This is a genomic window from Klebsiella oxytoca NBRC 105695, from assembly GCF_001598695.1.
GTDB lineage: Bacteria > Pseudomonadota > Gammaproteobacteria > Enterobacterales > Enterobacteriaceae > Klebsiella > Klebsiella oxytoca.
The window spans coordinates 647925-666075 of record NZ_BCZK01000001.1; the positions used below are offsets into that span (position 1 = coordinate 647925).

The 18151-nt window shown below is 55.4% G+C and carries 15 protein-coding genes and 1 other RNA gene; 10 read left to right on the top strand and 6 right to left on the bottom strand.

Translation table 11 applies throughout. The features are described 5' to 3' along the window. Window positions 1–35: 35 nt before the first annotated feature. Window positions 36–1082 carry a 3-deoxy-7-phosphoheptulonate synthase AroH gene (gene aroH, locus KO1_RS02905; RefSeq protein ID WP_023321177.1) on the bottom strand — a complete coding sequence of 349 codons (1047 nt, stop codon included), beginning with the start codon at window positions 1080–1082 and terminating at the stop codon, window positions 36–38. Window positions 1083–1236: 154 nt separating this feature from the next. Next, window positions 1237–2070, bottom strand: a complete 834-nt coding sequence (gene ppsR / locus KO1_RS02910; protein WP_004102943.1) for a posphoenolpyruvate synthetase regulatory kinase/phosphorylase PpsR — start codon at window positions 2068–2070, stop codon at window positions 1237–1239. 342 nt (window positions 2071–2412) lie between these two features. Here ppsR and ppsA point away from each other — a divergent pair, with 342 nt between their 5' ends. After that, on the top strand, window positions 2413–4791 hold the full coding sequence (gene ppsA, locus KO1_RS02915; RefSeq protein ID WP_004113595.1) for a phosphoenolpyruvate synthase: 2379 nt from the start codon (window positions 2413–2415) through the stop codon (window positions 4789–4791). A 74-nt stretch (window positions 4792–4865) separates the two neighbouring features. Here the strand turns inward: ppsA and rprA are convergent. Both rprA and ydiK read right to left on the bottom strand, forming a co-directional pair. Then, an RNA gene (rprA, locus tag KO1_RS02920) (antisense sRNA RprA) lies at window positions 4866–4973 on the bottom strand. Window positions 4974–5185: 212 nt separating this feature from the next. Then, window positions 5186–6307, bottom strand: coding sequence for an AI-2E family transporter YdiK (ydiK, locus tag KO1_RS02925; RefSeq protein WP_004113594.1), 1122 nt, complete (start codon window positions 6305–6307; stop codon window positions 5186–5188). Window positions 6308–6510: 203 nt separating this feature from the next. Here ydiK and ydiJ point away from each other — a divergent pair, with 203 nt between their 5' ends. The 3 genes from ydiJ (at window position 6511) to KO1_RS02940 (ending at window position 10593) form a co-directional block, all read left to right on the top strand. Beyond that, the gene (ydiJ, locus tag KO1_RS02930) at window positions 6511–9567 is read left to right on the top strand and encodes a D-2-hydroxyglutarate dehydrogenase YdiJ (protein ID WP_004102939.1); all 3057 of its coding nucleotides are present in this window, start codon (window positions 6511–6513) and stop codon (window positions 9565–9567) included. Then, window positions 9564–9974, top strand: coding sequence for a 1,4-dihydroxy-2-naphthoyl-CoA hydrolase (gene menI / locus KO1_RS02935; protein WP_004102937.1), 411 nt, complete (start codon window positions 9564–9566; stop codon window positions 9972–9974). The genes ydiJ and menI overlap by 4 nt, the downstream gene beginning before the upstream one ends. A gap of 370 nt (window positions 9975–10344) precedes the next feature. Beyond that, on the top strand, window positions 10345–10593 hold the full coding sequence (locus KO1_RS02940; protein ID WP_004102935.1) for a GlsB/YeaQ/YmgE family stress response membrane protein: 249 nt from the start codon (window positions 10345–10347) through the stop codon (window positions 10591–10593). A gap of 119 nt (window positions 10594–10712) precedes the next feature. On the opposite strand, the gene KO1_RS02945 is transcribed toward KO1_RS02940, so the two are convergent. After that, window positions 10713–11027 carry a hypothetical protein gene (locus tag KO1_RS02945; RefSeq protein ID WP_029779334.1) on the bottom strand — a complete coding sequence of 105 codons (315 nt, stop codon included), beginning with the start codon at window positions 11025–11027 and terminating at the stop codon, window positions 10713–10715. Window positions 11028–11688: 661 nt separating this feature from the next. Then, a complete protein-coding gene (gene iraP, locus KO1_RS02950) occupies window positions 11689–12030 on the bottom strand; it encodes an anti-adapter protein IraP (protein ID WP_017145694.1) in 342 nt (113 codons plus the stop codon). 537 nt (window positions 12031–12567) lie between these two features. On the opposite strand from iraP, the gene sufA reads away from it, so the two are divergent. From sufA to sufE, 6 genes are read left to right on the top strand one after another with little or no spacing between them, the layout of a single operon-like run. After that, window positions 12568–12945, top strand: a complete 378-nt coding sequence (gene sufA, locus KO1_RS02955) for a Fe-S cluster assembly scaffold SufA (protein WP_017145695.1) — start codon at window positions 12568–12570, stop codon at window positions 12943–12945. Window positions 12946–12947: 2 nt separating this feature from the next. Beyond that, complete coding sequence (gene sufB / locus KO1_RS02960; protein WP_004102919.1) at window positions 12948–14435, top strand: Fe-S cluster assembly protein SufB; 1488 nt, start codon at window positions 12948–12950, stop codon at window positions 14433–14435. 16 nt (window positions 14436–14451) lie between these two features. Further along, entirely contained in the window at window positions 14452–15198 is a 747-nt protein-coding gene (sufC, locus tag KO1_RS02965; RefSeq protein ID WP_004102917.1) for a Fe-S cluster assembly ATPase SufC, read from the top strand. Then, window positions 15173–16447 carry a Fe-S cluster assembly protein SufD gene (gene sufD, locus KO1_RS02970; RefSeq protein WP_004102915.1) on the top strand — a complete coding sequence of 425 codons (1275 nt, stop codon included), beginning with the start codon at window positions 15173–15175 and terminating at the stop codon, window positions 16445–16447. The genes sufC and sufD overlap by 26 nt, the downstream gene beginning before the upstream one ends. Continuing rightward, window positions 16444–17664, top strand: a complete 1221-nt coding sequence (sufS, locus tag KO1_RS02975; RefSeq protein WP_016807788.1) for a cysteine desulfurase SufS — start codon at window positions 16444–16446, stop codon at window positions 17662–17664. The genes sufD and sufS overlap by 4 nt, the downstream gene beginning before the upstream one ends. An 11-nt stretch (window positions 17665–17675) precedes the next feature. Beyond that, window positions 17676–18092: a cysteine desulfuration protein SufE gene (sufE, locus tag KO1_RS02980; RefSeq protein ID WP_004102913.1), complete on the top strand. Its 417-nt coding sequence runs from the start codon at window positions 17676–17678 to the stop codon at window positions 18090–18092. The last annotated feature ends 59 nt before the right edge of the window (window positions 18093–18151 follow it).

Below are 18151 nucleotides of genomic sequence, written 5' to 3' on the forward strand. Positions count from 1 at the left end.
AAATCTCCCCGCCGCGATCGCGACGGGGAAGGGGACTAGAGGCGGGTGGCGGTTGCGGCGGCTAATTCATCCAGCAGCCGTTCGCTGTCTTCCCAACTCAAGCAGGGATCGGTAATCGATTGTCCCCAGGTCAGCGGCTGGCCGGCAACGACCTTTTGCGTACCTTCCTTAAGGAAGCTTTCGGCCATGATCCCGGCGATTGCGTTCGAGCCCGCGCGGATCTGCTGACATATATCGGCGCAAACTTCCAGCTGACGGCGATGCTGTTTCTGGCAATTACCGTGGCTAAAATCCACCACCAGTTGTTCCGGCAGGTCGAACTCTGCCAGCGCTTCTCCGGCGGCGGCGATGTCGGCAGCGTGGTAATTCGGTTTTTTACCACCGCGCATAATAATATGGCCGTACGGATTCCCGCTGGTCTGATAGATGGTCATCTGGCCCTGCTTATCCGGCGACAGGAACATATGGCTGGCGCGGGAAGCGCGGATGGCATCAACGGCGATACGGGTATTACCATCGGTACCGTTTTTAAAGCCCACCGGGCATGAGAGCGCAGAGGCCATTTCGCGATGGATTTGGCTCTCGGTTGTACGCGCGCCGATAGCGCCCCAGCTAATCAAATCGGCAATAAACTGTCCGGTCACCATATCGAGAAACTCGGTAGCGGTGGGGACGCCGAGCTCGTTCACCTGCAGCAGCAGGCTACGCGCCAGTTCAAGGCCGTGATTCACCCGGTAGCTGCCGTTCAGGTCGGGGTCGGAGATCAGCCCCTTCCAGCCAACCACCGTACGGGGCTTCTCAAAATAGGTGCGCATCACGATTTCCAGCTGCGGCTGATAGCGTTCGCGCATACCCTGCAGTCTGCGCGCATACTCCATCGCCGCATCAGTATCGTGAATGGAACAGGGACCGATCACTACCAGCAGGCGGCGATCTTCACCGTTGAGAATTTTTTCGATTCGGCGGCGCGAAGCAGAAACGTGGGCGGCAACATCGGGGGACACGGGATGCCGTTGCGCCAGTTCCGCGGGCGTTACCAGGCTTTCAATGCGCGCGGTACGCAATTCGTCTGTTTTATTCATTGGGGTCTCAAAAATCTGTTTCTTCCGCGGCGAAAATGCCGGGAAGTGATGCGCATCACGATAAACCAATCCCTGCTTATTGCAAGAGCAGGGCATGATCCTGTATAGGCCACGGGTGATAGCATAAACAAATTTTTGATATCGTACTAGTGTGTTAGTACATTCTGCGGCTTAGCCCCATAATATCCATGATTTTGGTGGCGATCTCTTCAACGGAGTAATTGGTACTGTTCAGGCAAGGGATTTTATTTTTGCGATACAGCGCTTCAACTTCGGTGACTTCCATCCGGCACTGGCGCATAGAAGCATAGCGGCTGTTTTCCCGTCGCTCTTCGCGGATGGCCGCCAGCCGCTCCGGATTGATAGTTAAGCCGAATAGTTTGTGCTGGAGCGGCTTAAGCGATGCCGGCAGAATCAGATTGTCCATATCATCGGCGATAAACGGGTAGTTGGCGGCGCGGATACCGTACTGCATCGCCAGGTACAGGCTGGTAGGCGTTTTCCCGCAGCGCGAAACGCCGAGGAGGATCACCTGGGCCTGATCGAGGTTGCGCAGCGAAATCCCGTCATCATGAGCAAGGGTGTAGTCGATAGCGGCGATACGCGCGTCGTATTTGTTCAGATTACCCGGGGTCAGGCCGTGGGTGCGGTGAGCGATTGGCGTCGGGTCCAGGCGTAGCTCCTGCTGAAGGGGGGCCACCAGCGCCTGAACAATATCCTGACAAAAGCCTTCGCTTTGCACGATGATATCGCGGATCTCCGGCAGCACGATGGAATAGAACACCAGCGGTCGAATACCGGTCTGCTGGAAGATGGCGTCAATTTGTTCCTTCACGGCGCGCGCGCGGCTGATATTTTCGACAAACGGCAGGGTTACGCTGCTGGTGGCTACCGGGAATTGCGACATGACCGCATGACCCAGAACTTCCGCCGTAATAGCGGTACCGTCGGAAATATAAAATACGTGGCGATCTACAGCACTTTCCATTTTGACCATCCGGTATAAAGAGTTTAATTAGCTGAAAGCAGATATTAAATTTAAGCATATCACTCCAGGCTTTGTCTCAAATTTAAAAAGTGAAACGCTATTTTTATTTTTAATGAAAAGGTTGGTTCATTTTTCGCAACTGCGTATCTTTTGTATCAAATTTCATCAGATTTTAGAAGAATCATTGGCTTAGCTATATCCGGAAAAGAATCCTAAAAACGAAAAAATAATTTGCTTGAACGATTCACCGTTTTTTTCAACGGCATAATTATGTCAGGATAAATCCCGTAGTCGATCGTGAATTATTTATCACTGGTATTAAATCACAAAAGGATTGTCTCGATGTCCAACAATGGCTCGTCACCGCTGGTGCTTTGGTATAACCAACTCGGCATGAATGATGTAGACAGGGTTGGGGGCAAAAATGCCTCCCTTGGTGAAATGATTACAAATCTGTCAGGTATGGGTGTGTCCGTACCGAACGGGTTTGCCACCACCGCTGATGCTTTTAATCAGTTTTTGGACCAAAGCGGCGTGAACCAGCGCATCTATGAACTGCTGGATGAAACCGACATTGACGACGTTTCCGCATTAGCGAAAGCGGGCGCGCAGATCCGTCAGTGGATCATTGATACGCCGTTCCAGAGCGAACTGGAAAATGCGATTCGCGACGCGTATACCCAGCTGTCCGCCGATGACGCTGAGGCCTCCTTTGCCGTGCGCTCCTCCGCAACGGCGGAAGATATGCCGGATGCCTCCTTCGCCGGTCAGCAAGAGACATTCCTTAACGTGCAGGGCTTTGACGCCGTGCTCGTCGCGGTGAAGCACGTGTTTGCTTCGCTGTTTAACGATCGCGCCATTTCCTATCGCGTGCATCAGGGTTACGATCACCGCGGCGTGGCTCTATCCGCCGGGGTACAGCGGATGGTGCGCTCCGATCTGGCATCATCCGGCGTAATGTTCTCCATCGATACCGAATCCGGATTCGATCAGGTGGTGTTTATCACCTCCGCCTGGGGGCTTGGCGAGATGGTGGTGCAGGGGGCGGTGAACCCCGATGAGTTCTACGTCCATAAACCGACGCTGGAAGCGGGACGGCCGGCGATTGTTCGCCGCACCATGGGGTCGAAAAAGATCCGCATGGTTTATGCTCCAACTCAGGAGCACGGCAAGCAGGTGCGTATCGAAGACGTGCCGCAGGCGCAGCGCGACGTTTTCTCGTTGACCGACGCGGAAGTGCAGGAGCTGGCCCAGCAGGCAGTGCAAATCGAGAAGCACTACAACCGCCCGATGGATATCGAATGGGCGAAAGATGGCCATACCGGTAAGCTGTTTATCGTCCAGGCGCGTCCGGAAACCGTCCGTTCGCGCGGCCAGGTGATGGAGCGTTATACCCTCCATGCGCAAGGGCAGATTATTTCGGAAGGGCGCGCGATCGGCCACCGCATCGGCGCGGGTCCGGTGAAAGTCATTCATGATATCAGCGAAATGAACCGTATCGAGCCCGGCGACGTTCTCGTGACCGACATGACCGACCCGGACTGGGAACCGATCATGAAAAAAGCGGCGGCGATCGTCACCAACCGCGGCGGGCGGACCTGTCATGCGGCGATTATCGCGCGTGAGCTGGGGATTCCGGCGGTAGTGGGCTGCGGCAACGCCACCGATCGCATCCAGGAAAACCAGAATGTAACCGTCTCCTGCGCCGAGGGCGATACCGGCTACGTCTATGCCGAAATTCTCGACTTCAGCGTCAAGAGTTCCACCGTCGGCGATATGCCGGATCTGCCGCTGAAAATTATGATGAACGTCGGTAACCCGGACCGGGCTTTCGACTTTGCCTGCCTGCCGAACGAAGGCGTGGGCCTGGCGCGTCTGGAGTTTATTATCAACCGGATGATCGGCGTTCACCCGCGCGCGCTGCTGGAGTTTGACGATCAGGAACCGGGTCTGCAGAACGAAATCCGCGAGCTGATGAAAGGTTACGACTCGCCGAGAGAGTTTTACGTCGGTCGCCTGACCGAGGGTATTTCGACGCTTGGCGCGGCATTTTTCCCGAAACGGGTCATCGTGCGCCTTTCCGACTTCAAATCTAACGAATACGCCAACCTGGTCGGCGGCGAGCGTTATGAGCCGGAAGAAGAAAATCCGATGCTGGGCTTCCGCGGGGCTGGCCGCTATGTCTCCGAAAGCTTCCGTGACTGCTTCGCGCTGGAGTGTGAAGCAGTAAAACGCGTGCGTAACGATATGGGCCTGACTAACGTCGAAATCATGGTGCCGTTTGTTCGTACCGTCGCGCAGGCAAAAGCGGTGGTTGAAGAGCTGGCGCGCCAGGGCCTCAAGCGCGGCGAGAACGGCCTCAAGCTGATTATGATGTGTGAAATCCCATCGAATGCGCTGCTGGCTGAGCAGTTCCTCGAATACTTCGACGGTTTCTCCATTGGTTCCAACGATATGACGCAGCTGGCGCTGGGTCTGGATCGCGACTCCGGCGTGGTCTCCGAGCTGTTCGATGAGCGTAACGACGCGGTGAAAGCGCTGCTGTCGATGGCTATCCGCGCGGCGAAGAAACAGGGTAAATACGTCGGTATCTGCGGGCAGGGTCCGTCAGACCATGAAGATTTTGCCGCCTGGCTGATGGAAGAGGGAATCGATAGCCTTTCCCTCAATCCGGATACCGTGGTGCAAACCTGGCTTGGCCTGGCGGAGCTGAATAAGTAAGTTTTTCGCTAAACAAAATGCGCAATCCCCGTCAGCAATGGCGGGGATTTTTTGTTTCAGCCGTCAGCGTACGGGCAAAAAAAAGCCCATCGTGGGAGATGGGCAAAGACTACACACAGCAATTCGTTGTTTCACTCAGGGGATTTCCATGCTTATAAATCAAGGCATTGATTTATAACCGTGAGCTAATACTAGGCACTGAGGCTTTTTGCGTCGATCGGATTCCTCTCAATAGTTAAATTAAGGTAAAGAATCTGCGAAGCAAATGTGGTTAGTGGGCAGAGGAATGCGGACTGTTGTGAGGAATATATTAGTGTTTCTTAATATTTGAGGGCGGTGTGCCCGACAGCGGTCGAGGCGCAATGGCAAAAGGCGGGTTCCCCCGCCCGTTGACTTATTTATCCTGCGAGGCTCGGGTATTGAGCTCGCTAAGCTCCTCAAGCACCAGATCGGGATCTTTCGGCGGCGGCGGCGCTTCGTTAACCCACGCGTCGTATAGTCGCCAGGAGACCGCCAGCAGAACCGGCCCGATAAACAGGCCAATCATGCCGAAAGCCACCAGACCGCCGATAACGCCGGAAAGGATCAGAATCATCGGCAGGTCGGCGCCCATACGAATCAATAGCGGGCGGATAAAATTGTCCATGGTGCCCACTACGCAGCTCCACACCAGCAGTACGGTACCCCAGGTGGTATCGCCGCTCCAGTAGAGCCAGATAATTGACGGCACCAGAACCAGTAAAGGCCCCAGCTGGACAAGACAGGTAAAAATCATCACCACGGTGAGCAGCGCCGCGTAGGGAACGCCGCTGACCGCGAGACCAATACCGCCGAGCACCGCCTGGGCCAGGGCCGTCACGACCACTCCCAGCGCCACGGCGCGAATTGCCTGACCGGCGAGGATCACCGCCGCGTCGCCGCGTTTGGCGGCCAGACGGGTAGCGAAGTGGCGGAAACCATAGGCGACCTGTTCACCACGCCAGTACAGCAGCGCGCTAAACAGTAGCATAAGACCGCAGTAGACCAGCAGCTTGCCGATATGCGCCGCCTGACCAACAAACCAGGTGGTGGTGGTGCCGAGATAAGGGCGAATTTTAGTCATAATCGCCGTGCCCCCCATCTCCAGCAAATTATGCCAGCCGGTGTACAGCTTATCGCCGATCAGCGGAACCGTATTCAGCCACGCCAGATCCGGCGGGGTAAAGTTGCCGCTGGTCACCACTTTTATTAATGGCACGCTGTTGTCCACCAGACTATTGACCAGTAGCGCAATAGGAATAACGAAGAGTAAAAAAAGCAGCAGGGTCATTACCAGTACGGCCAGAGAGCGTTTGCCGAAAAGCAGGCTCTGCAGGCGCAAAAGTACCGGCCAGGTCGCGATGACCACCGTACCGGCCCACGCAAATGACAGAATAAATGGCTGAACGACCCACAGACAGGAAATAATAATCAGGGACAAAAACAGCACCGACAGCAGAACTTGCGGTATATCCCGGGGCTGATTGGGGTTAATCATAGTGAAATTTTACCTTTGCAGTCGCGTCAAAAGGCTGACGCAGCGTAATTCCATGTACTGATAATAATATCAATAAGTTCGCGCGCCTGATTTTGCCCTTAATTCTGGCGGGCGCATATGAAAAAAATGTGATAAAAAGTTGGGTGCGTCACGCAAACGATTAATCACTTACAACACAACATAGTCAGGCAGGGTCGAGCGTCATGATCCCACAGATTTCTCAAGCGCCAGGTGTCGTTCAACTGGTGCTGAATTTTTTGCAGGTACTGGAGCAACAGGGTTTTACCGGCGATACCGCCACCAGCTACGCCGACAGGCTAACGATGGCAACTGATAACAGTGTATATCAGCTGTTGCCGGATGCGATTTTATTCCCCCGTTCCACGGCAGACGTGGCTCTGCTGGCAAGACTGGCGGCGGAAGAGCGTTTTAAAACGCTGATCTTTACCCCGCGCGGAGGCGGCACCGGTACGAATGGCCAGGCGCTGAACGCCGGGATCATTGTCGATATGTCCCGCTATATGAACCGCATTATTGAAATCAACCCCGAAGAAGGGTGGGTGCGGGTGGAGGCGGGGGTCATTAAGGACCAGCTTAATCAGTTTCTTAAACCGTACGGCTACTTTTTTGCGCCGGAGCTGTCGACCAGCAACCGCGCCACGCTTGGCGGGATGATCAACACCGACGCCTCCGGGCAGGGGTCGCTGGTCTACGGTAAAACCTCCGATCACGTACTCGGGGTGCGCTCGGTGCTGATCGGCGGCGATATTCTTGACACTCAGCCAATCCCGGCGGCGCTGGCGGAAACCCTGGGCGCAGAACAGTCGGCGATCGGGCGAATCTATCGCACGGTATATCAACGCTGCAAAGCGCAGCGGCAGCTGGTTATCGATAAATTCCCGAAACTTAACCGTTTCCTCACAGGTTACGATCTGCGCCACGTGTTCAACGACGACATGAGCGAATTTGATCTGACCCGAATCCTGACCGGTTCCGAAGGCACGCTGGCGTTTATTACCGAAGCGCGGCTGGATATCACCCGTTTGCCGAAAGTGCGCCGGCTGGTCAACGTTAAGTACGATTCCTTTAACTCTGCGCTGCGCAACGCGCCGTTTATGGTGGAAGCGAAGGCGCTTTCGGTCGAAACGGTCGACTCGAAGGTGCTCAATCTGGCGCGGGAGGATATTGTCTGGCATTCGGTTAGCGAGCTCATTACCGACGTTGCGGATAAGGAGATGCTGGGGCTGAATATCGTCGAGTTCGCCGGTGATGACGCCGAACTGATTGATGGCCAGGTGACGACCCTGTGTCAGCGCCTGGATGAACTGATAGCACGCAACGAGGCGGGCGTAATCGGCTGGCAGGTTTGTCACGAGCTGGACGGCGTCGAGCGCATCTACGCGATGCGGAAAAAAGCGGTTGGGCTGCTGGGGAATGCCAAAGGGGCCGCCAAACCGATACCTTTCGCCGAAGATACCTGCGTGCCGCCGGAACACCTGGCCGATTATATTGCTGAATTCCGTGAGCTGCTCGACGGCCACGGGCTGAGCTACGGTATGTTTGGTCATGTCGATGCCGGCGTGCTGCACGTGCGGCCGGCGCTGGATATGTGTGACCCGCAGCAAGAGATGCTGATGAAGCGGATCTCCGATGACGTGGTCGCGTTAACCGCTAAGTACGGCGGTCTGCTGTGGGGGGAACACGGCAAGGGTTTTCGCGCTGAATACAGTCCGGCATTCTTCGGCGAAGAGCTGTTCGGCGAACTGCGCAAAATTAAAGCCGCGTTTGACCCGGATAACCGTCTGAACCCGGGTAAAATCTGTCCTCCGGAAGGCGTTGATGCGCCGATGATGAAGGTGGATGCGGTCAAGCGCGGGACATTCGATCGGCAGATCCCCATCGCCGTGCGCAGCTCGTGGCGCGGCGCGATGGAGTGTAACGGCAATGGCCTGTGCTTCAACTTTGATGCCAAAAGCCCGATGTGCCCGTCGATGAAGGTCAGCAACCACCGTATTCACTCGCCGAAAGGGCGGGCAACGCTGGTGCGTGAATGGCTGCGCCTGCTGGCGGACCGCGGCATCGACCCCAATCAGCTGGAAAAAGATCTGCCGGAAAAACGCGCCAGCCTGCGTACTCTGGTGGAGCGTACCCGCAATAGCTGGCACGCACGTAAAGGCGAGTACGATTTCTCCCATGAGGTTAAAGAGGCGATGTCCGGCTGTCTGGCCTGTAAAGCCTGCTCGACCCAGTGTCCGATTAAAATCGACGTTCCGGAGTTCCGTTCGCGTTTCCTGCAGCTTTACCATAGCCGCTATTTGCGCCCGGTTCGCGACCATCTGGTGGCGACGGTTGAATCCTACGCGCCGCTGATGGCGCATGCGCCAAAGACCTTCAACTTCTTTATCAATCAGCCGTGGATGCGCAAGCTATCGGAAAAGCATATTGGTATGGTTGATCTTCCGCTGCTTTCCGTCCCATCGTTGAAGCAGCAGATGGTCGGCCACCGTTCGGCGAATACCACCCTGGAACAGCTGGAAGCGCTGAGCCCTGAGCAGAGGGCGAAGAGGGTGCTGGTGGTTCAGGATCCCTTCACCAGCTATTACGATGCGCAGGTGGTTGCCGACTTTGTTCGCCTGATCGAGAAAGTGGGATACCAGCCGGTGCTGCTGCCGTTCTCTCCCAACGGCAAGGCGCAGCATATTAAGGGCTTTCTGACGCGATTCGCGCGCACCGCGCAGAAAACTGCCGACTTCCTTAACCGCGTGGCCCAGCTCGGCATGCCGATGGTGGGTGTCGATCCGGCGCTGGTGCTCTGCTATCGCGATGAATACAACCAGGTGCTGGGCGACAAGCGCGGCGATTTTCGCGTGATGCTGGTGCATGAATGGTTGCCGCAGGCGTTGACGGAAACCGCAGCGCAGGATCAAGGCGGCGAGTCGTGGTATCTGTTTGGTCACTGTACTGAGGTGACGGCGCTTCCCGCTTCTACCCGGCAGTGGGCGGATATCTTCGCACGCTTTGGCGCGAAGCTGGAAAACGTTAACGTGGGCTGCTGCGGTATGGCCGGGACCTACGGTCATGAAGTGAAGAATCACGCCAATTCGCTGGCCATCTACGCGCTCTCCTGGCAGCAGGCGATGCAGCGCCTGCCGCGCAACCGCTGTCTGGTCACCGGCTACTCCTGCCGTAGCCAGGTGAAGCGTATTGAAGGCAGCGGCGTACGCCATCCGCTGCAGGCGCTACTGGAGATTATGGGATGATTTGGAAACGTCACAGCACGCTGGAGCAGTTGAACGCGATGGGCGACGGGAACATGGTCGGCCTGCTGGATATACGCTTCGAGGCCATGACCGACGAGACCATCGCCGCGACCATGCCGGTAGACAGCCGTACCCATCAGCCGTTTGGCCTGCTGCACGGCGGCGCATCGGTAGTATTAGCGGAAACGTTAGGTTCGGTGGCGGGCTACCTGTGCAGCGAAGGCGAACAGAAGGTGGTCGGTCTGGAGGTCAATGCCAACCATATTCGTTCGGTGCGCAGCGGGAGGGTTCGCGGCGTGTGCCGGGCGCTGCACGTCGGCTCCCGTCACCAGGTGTGGCAGATCGACATTACTGATGAGCAGGGGCGTCTTTGCTGTTCGTCGCGGTTGACCACAGCCGTAATTTAAGTCAATTAAGGGGGAAGATTTCCCCCTTAATACTTATTACCTGCCATCCTTCATCACCGCTGAACGTACCTACGCTATATCCGCTAGCTGCCGGTTTGCACTGTTATTTGTATTGAGATTCAACCAGGCCCAATGTTAACGCTTTATAAGAAAAGTCCTGGCTTAACTTTGCTGCTCACCAGGGATTATTAGCCTTCTACCTTTTATATTCTTTGGTCGCTTATTTGTGCGACATCTTTAGCGCGTAGACCATTATGTTTGATATGACAAGCTCATCCATGTTAAATATAAATTTATCAAACATCGTTAATATTTATGCTAATATTTTTAATACCAGAATTTACAAGGTAACAAGAGGACGGAGTTAGCTATGGGTATCATTTCATGGATCATTTTTGGGCTTATTGCCGGTATTTTAGCCAAGTGGATTATGCCGGGGAAAGACGGCGGCGGGTTTATCGTTACCGTAATTCTCGGTGTCATCGGTGCAGTTGTCGGGGGTTGGATTAGTACTTTCTTCGGCTTTGGCCGGGTCGACGGTTTTAATTTCGGCAGCTTTGTCGTCGCGGTGATTGGTGCGCTGGTCGTACTCTTCATCTACCGTAAGATCAGAAGCTAACCGCACCAGCAACGCCATAAAGTGCAGAGGCTGCCGCCATTGTCGGCAGCCTTTTTAATATCTCTAAAATGTCCGAGTGTTTAATTTCCCCTCTTTCATTCTATTACCACGATACGCGCTTACAGCGCGGGCATATCGGGGACCGGCACGACTTCAACGCGCACTTCATAATGTTTAGCTTTGCTGGCTGGAATCAGCGGCGTGAGTTTATTGATCGTTTCGACCGGATTATCGGTGGCTACGGTGGCGGAGAAAATAACCGGTTTTTTCGGCGGCACAGGGAAAGGCATTGGGCCATAACCCTGAGTCAGCTCGAAGGGGGGATGGCCAGCATTATGCGCCTCAGCCGCCGGTGAGGGCGTTTCGGCTTTCTCTGCATCGGCGGCGAACGCGCTGGTGACGGTAATCGAAACGACGGCGAAGAGCGCAATGATAGTTTTTTCATTTTTGTTACCTCATAAGTATGTCGATAAAAGCTTAGAGGCAACGCTTTTGGCAAACAATCCCACGGCGGGCGAATCCTATGAATCTCCTTATTTCTTCACGAATGTGAAAGCCTGTCCGCGACGGTGAGGCTTACGAAATTTAAGGGGGAAATGGGGTTAATCGAGCAAAACGCTAATAATTAACAGGACGACCATACACATCGACATGACATCTGTTTCTATATCCATAGTTCAGTACAACACAGGTTCCCGATCGGTCGCCGTTGCGACATTGCGTGAAAAGATGAAGGAAATTTAGCAGCGCATTCTACAGGAGCCAGCCGGTACTGAATAAATCTTTATTTCTGTGAAATGACAGCACTTATAATGAAAACGAATAGGTTTCGTTGCATGAATGGATTCGCGTTAGTGAGGGGGCAAACAGCGTCTCAATTTGGCATATTGGTCGGGTGGCGCGTCAGGCGGCGCGGGAGCCAGAGGGGCAATGGGAGGCAAATGCCATCGTCCCGCCGGATACGCACGTGAAGAAAATATTAATACCGTTTATTGGCCGCCGCGCCTCGTTATGCGCAGCGCGGCATCAATCGATGCCACGGTGGACGCCGACGCGGCGAACAGGCGGCAGGACTTCGCTGGAGCAGGGCTCCGCTTAGTCCACGCGTTTGCCTTTGGCTGCCTCTCCGCCGCCGAGTGCGTCTTGATTAATTTTATCTTCGTGGGTATTAATCAATTGCGTGAGCGCTATTTGCTCCTGAAATTTAGTCAGCAGAAGCTCAGCGTCGGATTTAAGAATATCTTCCGATGATTCAAGCACCGAGTTAATTGCTTTGGTCACATTCCCAACCAGCTCCGCGACCCCTCCTTCCTCGCCAATGGCAAGCATCAATGCGCTTATCAGCAGCGACTGGGCCTCAACCTGCGCAGCAAGCTGCTTGTTTTCTGCATCCATCGCTGAAATTTTCGCGATGATGCTGAGAATGACATTATTCATGATAATCCTTAAATCAATGAGTTAAACGCCGAAGATCACGCTGGTTATATTCGTTGCAGGATCAGCGAAATATCCATTGAAGATAAATATGCCAGAAAATATATCATCAGTGGTAGTGGGGTATTTTCATTATCGGTTGCAGGCGATCCGTCGCTATGGCTTTATCTCAATGTGCTGTCAGATGATTTTGCTGCCGGCACGCTGGCTTGTTGCGGCCTGAAGCGTGTAACTCATTGAATGTCCAGCAAGTAGATGAAAAGTGCTTTTTCCCGCGCCTATTTTATAAATCGGTATTTTCGATACATCTTTGCCATTGCCTGCAATTAAGTGCGCCAAACGTCAATATCTTATTATTTTTCAATATATTAAAACAGAAATTCGCAGGCTGAAAACGCCGAGCACAGGGTCTATGCTTATAAAAAGCGCAAGAAATGAGCCAGCGGGGACAATACCCCTTCTCCGGATGGGTTGAAGTGATAATCATTATCACTAACATAGTGGGTATGCCCTGATGGCGTCAACCTATGAGGTAGAGCGATGGATTCACATGCAGGAACTTTTAATCCCGAAGATTTCAGCTGGCGCGGCCTGGCGATGACCCCAGCCGCCGCCGCCCATATTCGCGAACTGGTCAGCAAACAACCCGACAAGCAGGGGCTACGCCTGGGCGTTAAAACCAGCGGCTGCGCCGGCTTTGGCTACGTTCTCGAACTCATCGCTGAACCGGAGCAGGACGATCTGCTTTTTGAGCGCGATGGCGCGAAACTGTGGGCGCCGCTGCAGGCCATGCCGTTTATCGATGGCACCGAGCTCGACTACGTCCGCGAAGGTTTAAACCAGATTTTTAAATTTCATAACCCCAAAGCGCAGCACGAATGCGGCTGCGGCGAAAGTTTTGGCGTTCAGGCGGAGTAACTATGTCTCGTAATACTGAAGCAACTGACGATGTCAAAACCTGGAGCGGCGGGCCACTCAACTATAAAGAGGGCTTTTTTACCCAGCTACAGACCGATGAGCTGGCGAAAGGCATAAATGAAGAGGTGGTTCGGGCGATTTCGGCACGCCGCAATGAACCAGAATGGATGCTGGAGTTTCGTCTGAACGCCTTCAAGGCCTGGCAGGCAATGGAAGAGCCGCACTGGCTGAAAGCGCACTACGACAAGCTGAATTATCAGGATTACAGCTATTACTCAGCGCCCTCCTGCGGCAACTGCGATGACGCCTGCGCTTCTGAGCCCGGAGCTCTACAGCAAACGGGGTCCAGTGCGTTTCTGACCAGCGAAGTCGAAGAGGCGTTTAACCTTCTCGGCGTACCGGTTCGCGAAGGGCGGGAGGTGGCCGTCGACGCCATTTTTGACTCGGTTTCCGTGGCGACCACCTATCGCGAAAAGCTGGCGGAGCAGGGGATTATTTTCTGCTCCTTCGGCGAAGCGATTCACGATCACCCTGAACTGGTCAGGAAATACCTCGGCACCGTAGTACCGGGCAACGACAACTTCTTTGCCGCCCTTAACGCGGCGGTAGCCTCCGACGGCACCTTTATCTATGTGCCCAAAGGCGTGCGCTGCCCGATGGAGCTGTCGACCTATTTCCGCATCAACGCCGAGAAAACCGGCCAGTTCGAACGCACCATACTGGTCGCCGACGAAGGCAGCTACGTGAGCTATATCGAAGGCTGTTCGGCGCCGGTACGCGATAGCTACCAGCTGCACGCGGCGGTGGTGGAGGTGATTATTCATAAAGATGCCGAGGTGAAGTACTCCACGGTGCAAAACTGGTTCCCCGGCGACAATAATACCGGCGGGATCCTTAATTTCGTGACCAAGCGCGCCCTGTGCGAAGGCGAGAACAGCAAAATGTCGTGGACCCAGTCGGAAACCGGCTCGGCGATCACCTGGAAGTATCCGAGCTGTATTCTGCGCGGCGATAACTCCATTGGCGAGTTCTTCTCGGTAGCGCTGACCAGCGGCCACCAGCAGGCGGACACCGGCACCAAGATGATCCATATCGGCAAAAACACCCGTTCGACGATTATCTCGAAGGGGATTTCAGCCGGCCACAGCCAGAACAGCTATCGCGGCCTGGTCAAAATCATGCCCACCGCGACCAACGCGCGCAACTTCACCCAGTGCGACTCCATGCTGATTGGCCCGGACAGCGGGGCGCATACCTTCCCGTATGTAGAATGCCGTAATAACAGCGCGCAGCTTGAGCACGAAGCGACCACCTCCCGTATCGGCGAAGATCAGCTGTTCTACTGTCTGCAGCGCGGAATCAGCGAAGATGATGCCATCTCGATGATCGTTAACGGTTTCTGTAAGGATGTCTTCTCAGAGCTGCCGCTGGAGTTTGCCGTAGAAGCGCAAAAATTACTGGCGATTAGCCTTGAACACAGCGTCGGCTGATAACAAAGGAAATAAGATGTTAAGTATAAAAAATTTGCAGGTCGCCGTTGAAGACAAAGAGATCCTGCGCGGACTGAATCTGGACGTTCGCCCCGGCGAAGTGCATGCCATTATGGGCCCGAACGGTTCCGGTAAAAGTACGCTCTCCGCCACGCTTGCCGGACGTGAAGACTATGAGGTGACCGGCGGCAGCGTGGAGTTTAAAGGCAAAGATCTGCTGGAACTCTCCCCTGAAGATCGCGCCGGCGAGGGCATCTTCATGGCCTTTCAGTATCCGGTTGAAATTCCCGGCGTCAGCAATCAGTTTTTCCTGCAAACCGCGCTGAACGCCGTGCGCAGCTACCGCGGCCAGGAGCAGCTTGACCGTTTTGACTTTCAGGACCTGATGGAGGACAAAATTAAGCTGCTGAAAATGCCGGAGGATCTGCTGACCCGCTCGGTTAACGTCGGCTTCTCCGGCGGCGAGAAAAAGCGCAACGATATCCTGCAGATGGCGGTGCTGGAACCGGAGCTGTGCATCCTGGACGAGTCGGACTCCGGGCTGGATATCGACGCCCTGAAGATTGTTTCCGACGGCGTCAACTCGCTGCGCGACGGCAAGCGCTCGTTTATTATCGTCACCCACTATCAGCGCATTCTCGACTATATCAAGCCGGATTACGTCCACGTGCTGTACCAGGGGCGGATTGTTAAATCCGGCGATTTTACTCTGGTCAAACAACTGGAGGAGCAGGGCTATGGCTGGCTTACCGAACAGCAGTAACGCGCTGCAGCAGTGGCACCATCTGTTTGAAGCGCAAAGCGAGCAGCGCAGCCCGCAGGCGCATCAGCATTTGCAACAGCTTCTGCGGCTGGGGCTGCCGACGCGTAAACATGAAAACTGGAAATATACGCCGCTGGATGCGTTACTGAACCATACTTTTGTCGCTGCGGAACCGCAGACGCTGACGGCGGCCCAACGCGACGCGCTGGGGCTGGCGGTGGACGCATGGCGTCTGGTTTTTGTCGACGGCCAGTTTAACGAACGCCTGAGCGACGACCTGACCGCCAGCGGCTTTGAGGTGCGGGTAGATAACGACCGTCAGCCGCTGCCTGAAGCCGTTCAGCCCGAAGTTTTTCTGCATTTGACCGAAAGCCTGGCGACCAGCGTCACCCATATCCGGGTCGGGCGCCACCAGCGACCGGAAAAGCCGCTGCTGATCGTGCACATGACGCGCGGGCTGGCGGGCGATGAAATGAACACCGCCCACTATCGCCACCATCTGGAGCTGGAGAGCGGCGCGCAGGCGACTATTATCGAACACTATCTGAGCCTCAACGACGCTGCCCATTTTACCGGCGCAAGGCTGACGATGTCCGTGGCGGATAACGCCCACCTGCAGCATATCAAGCTGGCGTTTGAAAATGCGCAAAGCTACCACTTTGCCCATAACGATTTGGCCCTCGGACGCGACGCCTCCGCCTTCAGCAGCAGTTTTCTGCTCGGCGCCTCGGTACTGCGCCACCACACCAGCACGCAGTTGAACGGTGAAAACAGCAACCTGCGGATTAACTCGCTGGCGATGCCGGTTAACAACGAAGTGTGCGACAGCCGCACCTGGCTCGATCATAAGGTCGGATACTGTAACAGCCGTCAGCTGCACAAAACCATCGTCAACGATAAAGGGCGCGCGGTGTTTAATGGACTGATCAACGTCGCCCAGCATGCGATTAAAACCGATGGCCAGATGACCAACAATAATTTGCTGCTTGGCCGCCTGTCCGAAGTGGATACCAAGCCGCAGCTGGAAATCTACGCTGATGACGTGAAGTGCAGCCACGGCGCGACCATCGGGCGCATTGATGATGAACAGCTGTTTTATCTGCGTTCGCGCGGCATTACGCAGCAGGCGGCGCAGCAGATGATTCTTTACGCCTTTGCCGCGGAGCTCACGGAAGCGATCGATGATGAGGCGCTCAGGCAGCAGATACTGGCGCGTATTGGCCAGCGTTTGCCGGGAGGTAAAGCATGACATTTTCTGTGGAACGCGTGCGCGCGGATTTTCCCGTGCTTAATCGCGAGGTGAACGGTCAGCCGCTGGCCTACCTTGATAGCGCCGCCAGCGCGCAGAAGCCGGAAGCGGTGATCAACGCTGAGGCGGAGTTTTACCGCCACGGCTATGCGGCGGTACACCGCGGCATTCATACCCTTAGCGCGGAAGCCACGGCGCGGATGGAGCAGGTGCGTCAGCAGGGGGCGACGTTCCTGAATGCCCGATCGGCAGAAGAGCTGGTGTTTGTTCGCGGTACCACGGAAGGCATTAATCTGGTAGCGAACAGCTGGGGCAATGCTAACGTCGGCGCAGGGGACAATATCATCGTCAGCGCGATGGAGCATCACGCCAATATCGTGCCGTGGCAGATGCTGTGCGCCAGGGTGGGCGCCGAACTGCGGGTCATCCCGCTGAATCAGGACGGTACGCTGCAGCTCGATGCCATCCCCGGCCTGTTTGATGAGCGCACCCGGCTGCTGGCAATCACCCAGGTGTCTAACGTGCTGGGAACCGAAAACCCGGTCGCCGCCCTGGTGGCTTTAGCCCATCAGCACGGCGCCAAAGTGCTGGTGGACGGCGCGCAGGCGGTGATGCACCATCCGGTGGACGTGCAGGCTCTGGACTGTGATTTCTACGCATTTTCCGCGCATAAGCTTTACGGCCCCACCGGTATCGGCATGCTCTACGTTAAGCAGGATATCCTGCAGGATATGGCGCCTTGGGAAGGGGGCGGGTCGATGATCGCCACGGTCAGCCTGACGCAAGGCACGACCTGGACAAAAGCGCCGTGGCGCTTCGAGGCGGGAACGCCGAACACCGGCGGTATCATCGGGCTGGGGGCGGCGCTGGATTACGTCAGCGCGCTGGGTCTGACGCAGATCGCGGAATATGAACAAACCCTGATGCGCTACGCGCTGCAGGCGCTGGAGAGCGTGGCGGATTTAACCCTTTATGGTCCGCAAAATCGGCTCGGGGTGATTGCCTTTAATCTCGGCAAGCATCATGCCTACGATGTCGGCAGCTTCCTGGATAACTACGGCATTGCGGTACGTACCGGGCACCATTGCGCCATGCCGCTCATGGAGTTCTACGGCGTCCCTGCCATGTGCCGGGCGTCGCTGGCGATGTACAATACCACGGAAGAGGTGGACCGGCTGGTAGCGGGCCTGCAGCGGATCCACAAATTGTTAAGCTAAAGGAAGCAACTATGGCGGCGTTACCTGATAAAGACAAACTGCTGCGCAACTTTAGCCGTTGCGCGAACTGGGAAGAGAAATATCTCTATATCATCGAACTGGGGCAGCGCCTTGCGCCGCTGAGCCCGGAAGAGCATAGCGCGCAGAACATCATTCAGGGCTGCCAGAGCCAGGTATGGATCGTGATGACGCAGGAGCAGAGCGGCGCAATTGCGCTTCGCGGCGATAGCGATGCCGCTATTGTGAAAGGGCTTATCGCGGTGGTGTTTATTCTTTACGATCGGATGACGGCGAAGGATATCCTCGCTTTTGATGTGCGCCCGTGGTTTGAAAAAATGGCCCTCACGCAGCACCTGACGCCTTCACGGTCGCAAGGACTGGAAGCGATGATCCGCGCAATCCGCGCGAAGGCGGCAAATCTTAGCTAGAATTAAACAGTAGATTTCATTCTGTTATGCGCGACGGGAGGGGAACCTCCCGTTGTGCA

Coding starts and splice junctions, on each gene's coding strand:
- aroH (WP_023321177.1), bottom strand. CDS start 1,082: ATGAATAAAACAGACGAATTGCGTACCGCGCGCATTGAAAGCCTGGTA.
- ppsR (WP_004102943.1), bottom strand. CDS start 2,070: ATGGAAAGTGCTGTAGATCGCCACGTATTTTATATTTCCGACGGTACC.
- ppsA (WP_004113595.1), top strand. CDS start 2,413: ATGTCCAACAATGGCTCGTCACCGCTGGTGCTTTGGTATAACCAACTC.
- ydiK (WP_004113594.1), bottom strand. CDS start 6,307: ATGATTAACCCCAATCAGCCCCGGGATATACCGCAAGTTCTGCTGTCG.
- ydiJ (WP_004102939.1), top strand. CDS start 6,511: ATGATCCCACAGATTTCTCAAGCGCCAGGTGTCGTTCAACTGGTGCTG.
- menI (WP_004102937.1), top strand. CDS start 9,564: ATGATTTGGAAACGTCACAGCACGCTGGAGCAGTTGAACGCGATGGGC.
- KO1_RS02940 (WP_004102935.1), top strand. CDS start 10,345: ATGGGTATCATTTCATGGATCATTTTTGGGCTTATTGCCGGTATTTTA.
- iraP (WP_017145694.1), bottom strand. CDS start 12,030: ATGAATAATGTCATTCTCAGCATCATCGCGAAAATTTCAGCGATGGAT.
- sufA (WP_017145695.1), top strand. CDS start 12,568: ATGGATTCACATGCAGGAACTTTTAATCCCGAAGATTTCAGCTGGCGC.
- sufB (WP_004102919.1), top strand. CDS start 12,948: ATGTCTCGTAATACTGAAGCAACTGACGATGTCAAAACCTGGAGCGGC.
- sufC (WP_004102917.1), top strand. CDS start 14,452: ATGTTAAGTATAAAAAATTTGCAGGTCGCCGTTGAAGACAAAGAGATC.
- sufD (WP_004102915.1), top strand. CDS start 15,173: ATGGCTGGCTTACCGAACAGCAGTAACGCGCTGCAGCAGTGGCACCAT.
- sufS (WP_016807788.1), top strand. CDS start 16,444: ATGACATTTTCTGTGGAACGCGTGCGCGCGGATTTTCCCGTGCTTAAT.
- sufE (WP_004102913.1), top strand. CDS start 17,676: ATGGCGGCGTTACCTGATAAAGACAAACTGCTGCGCAACTTTAGCCGT.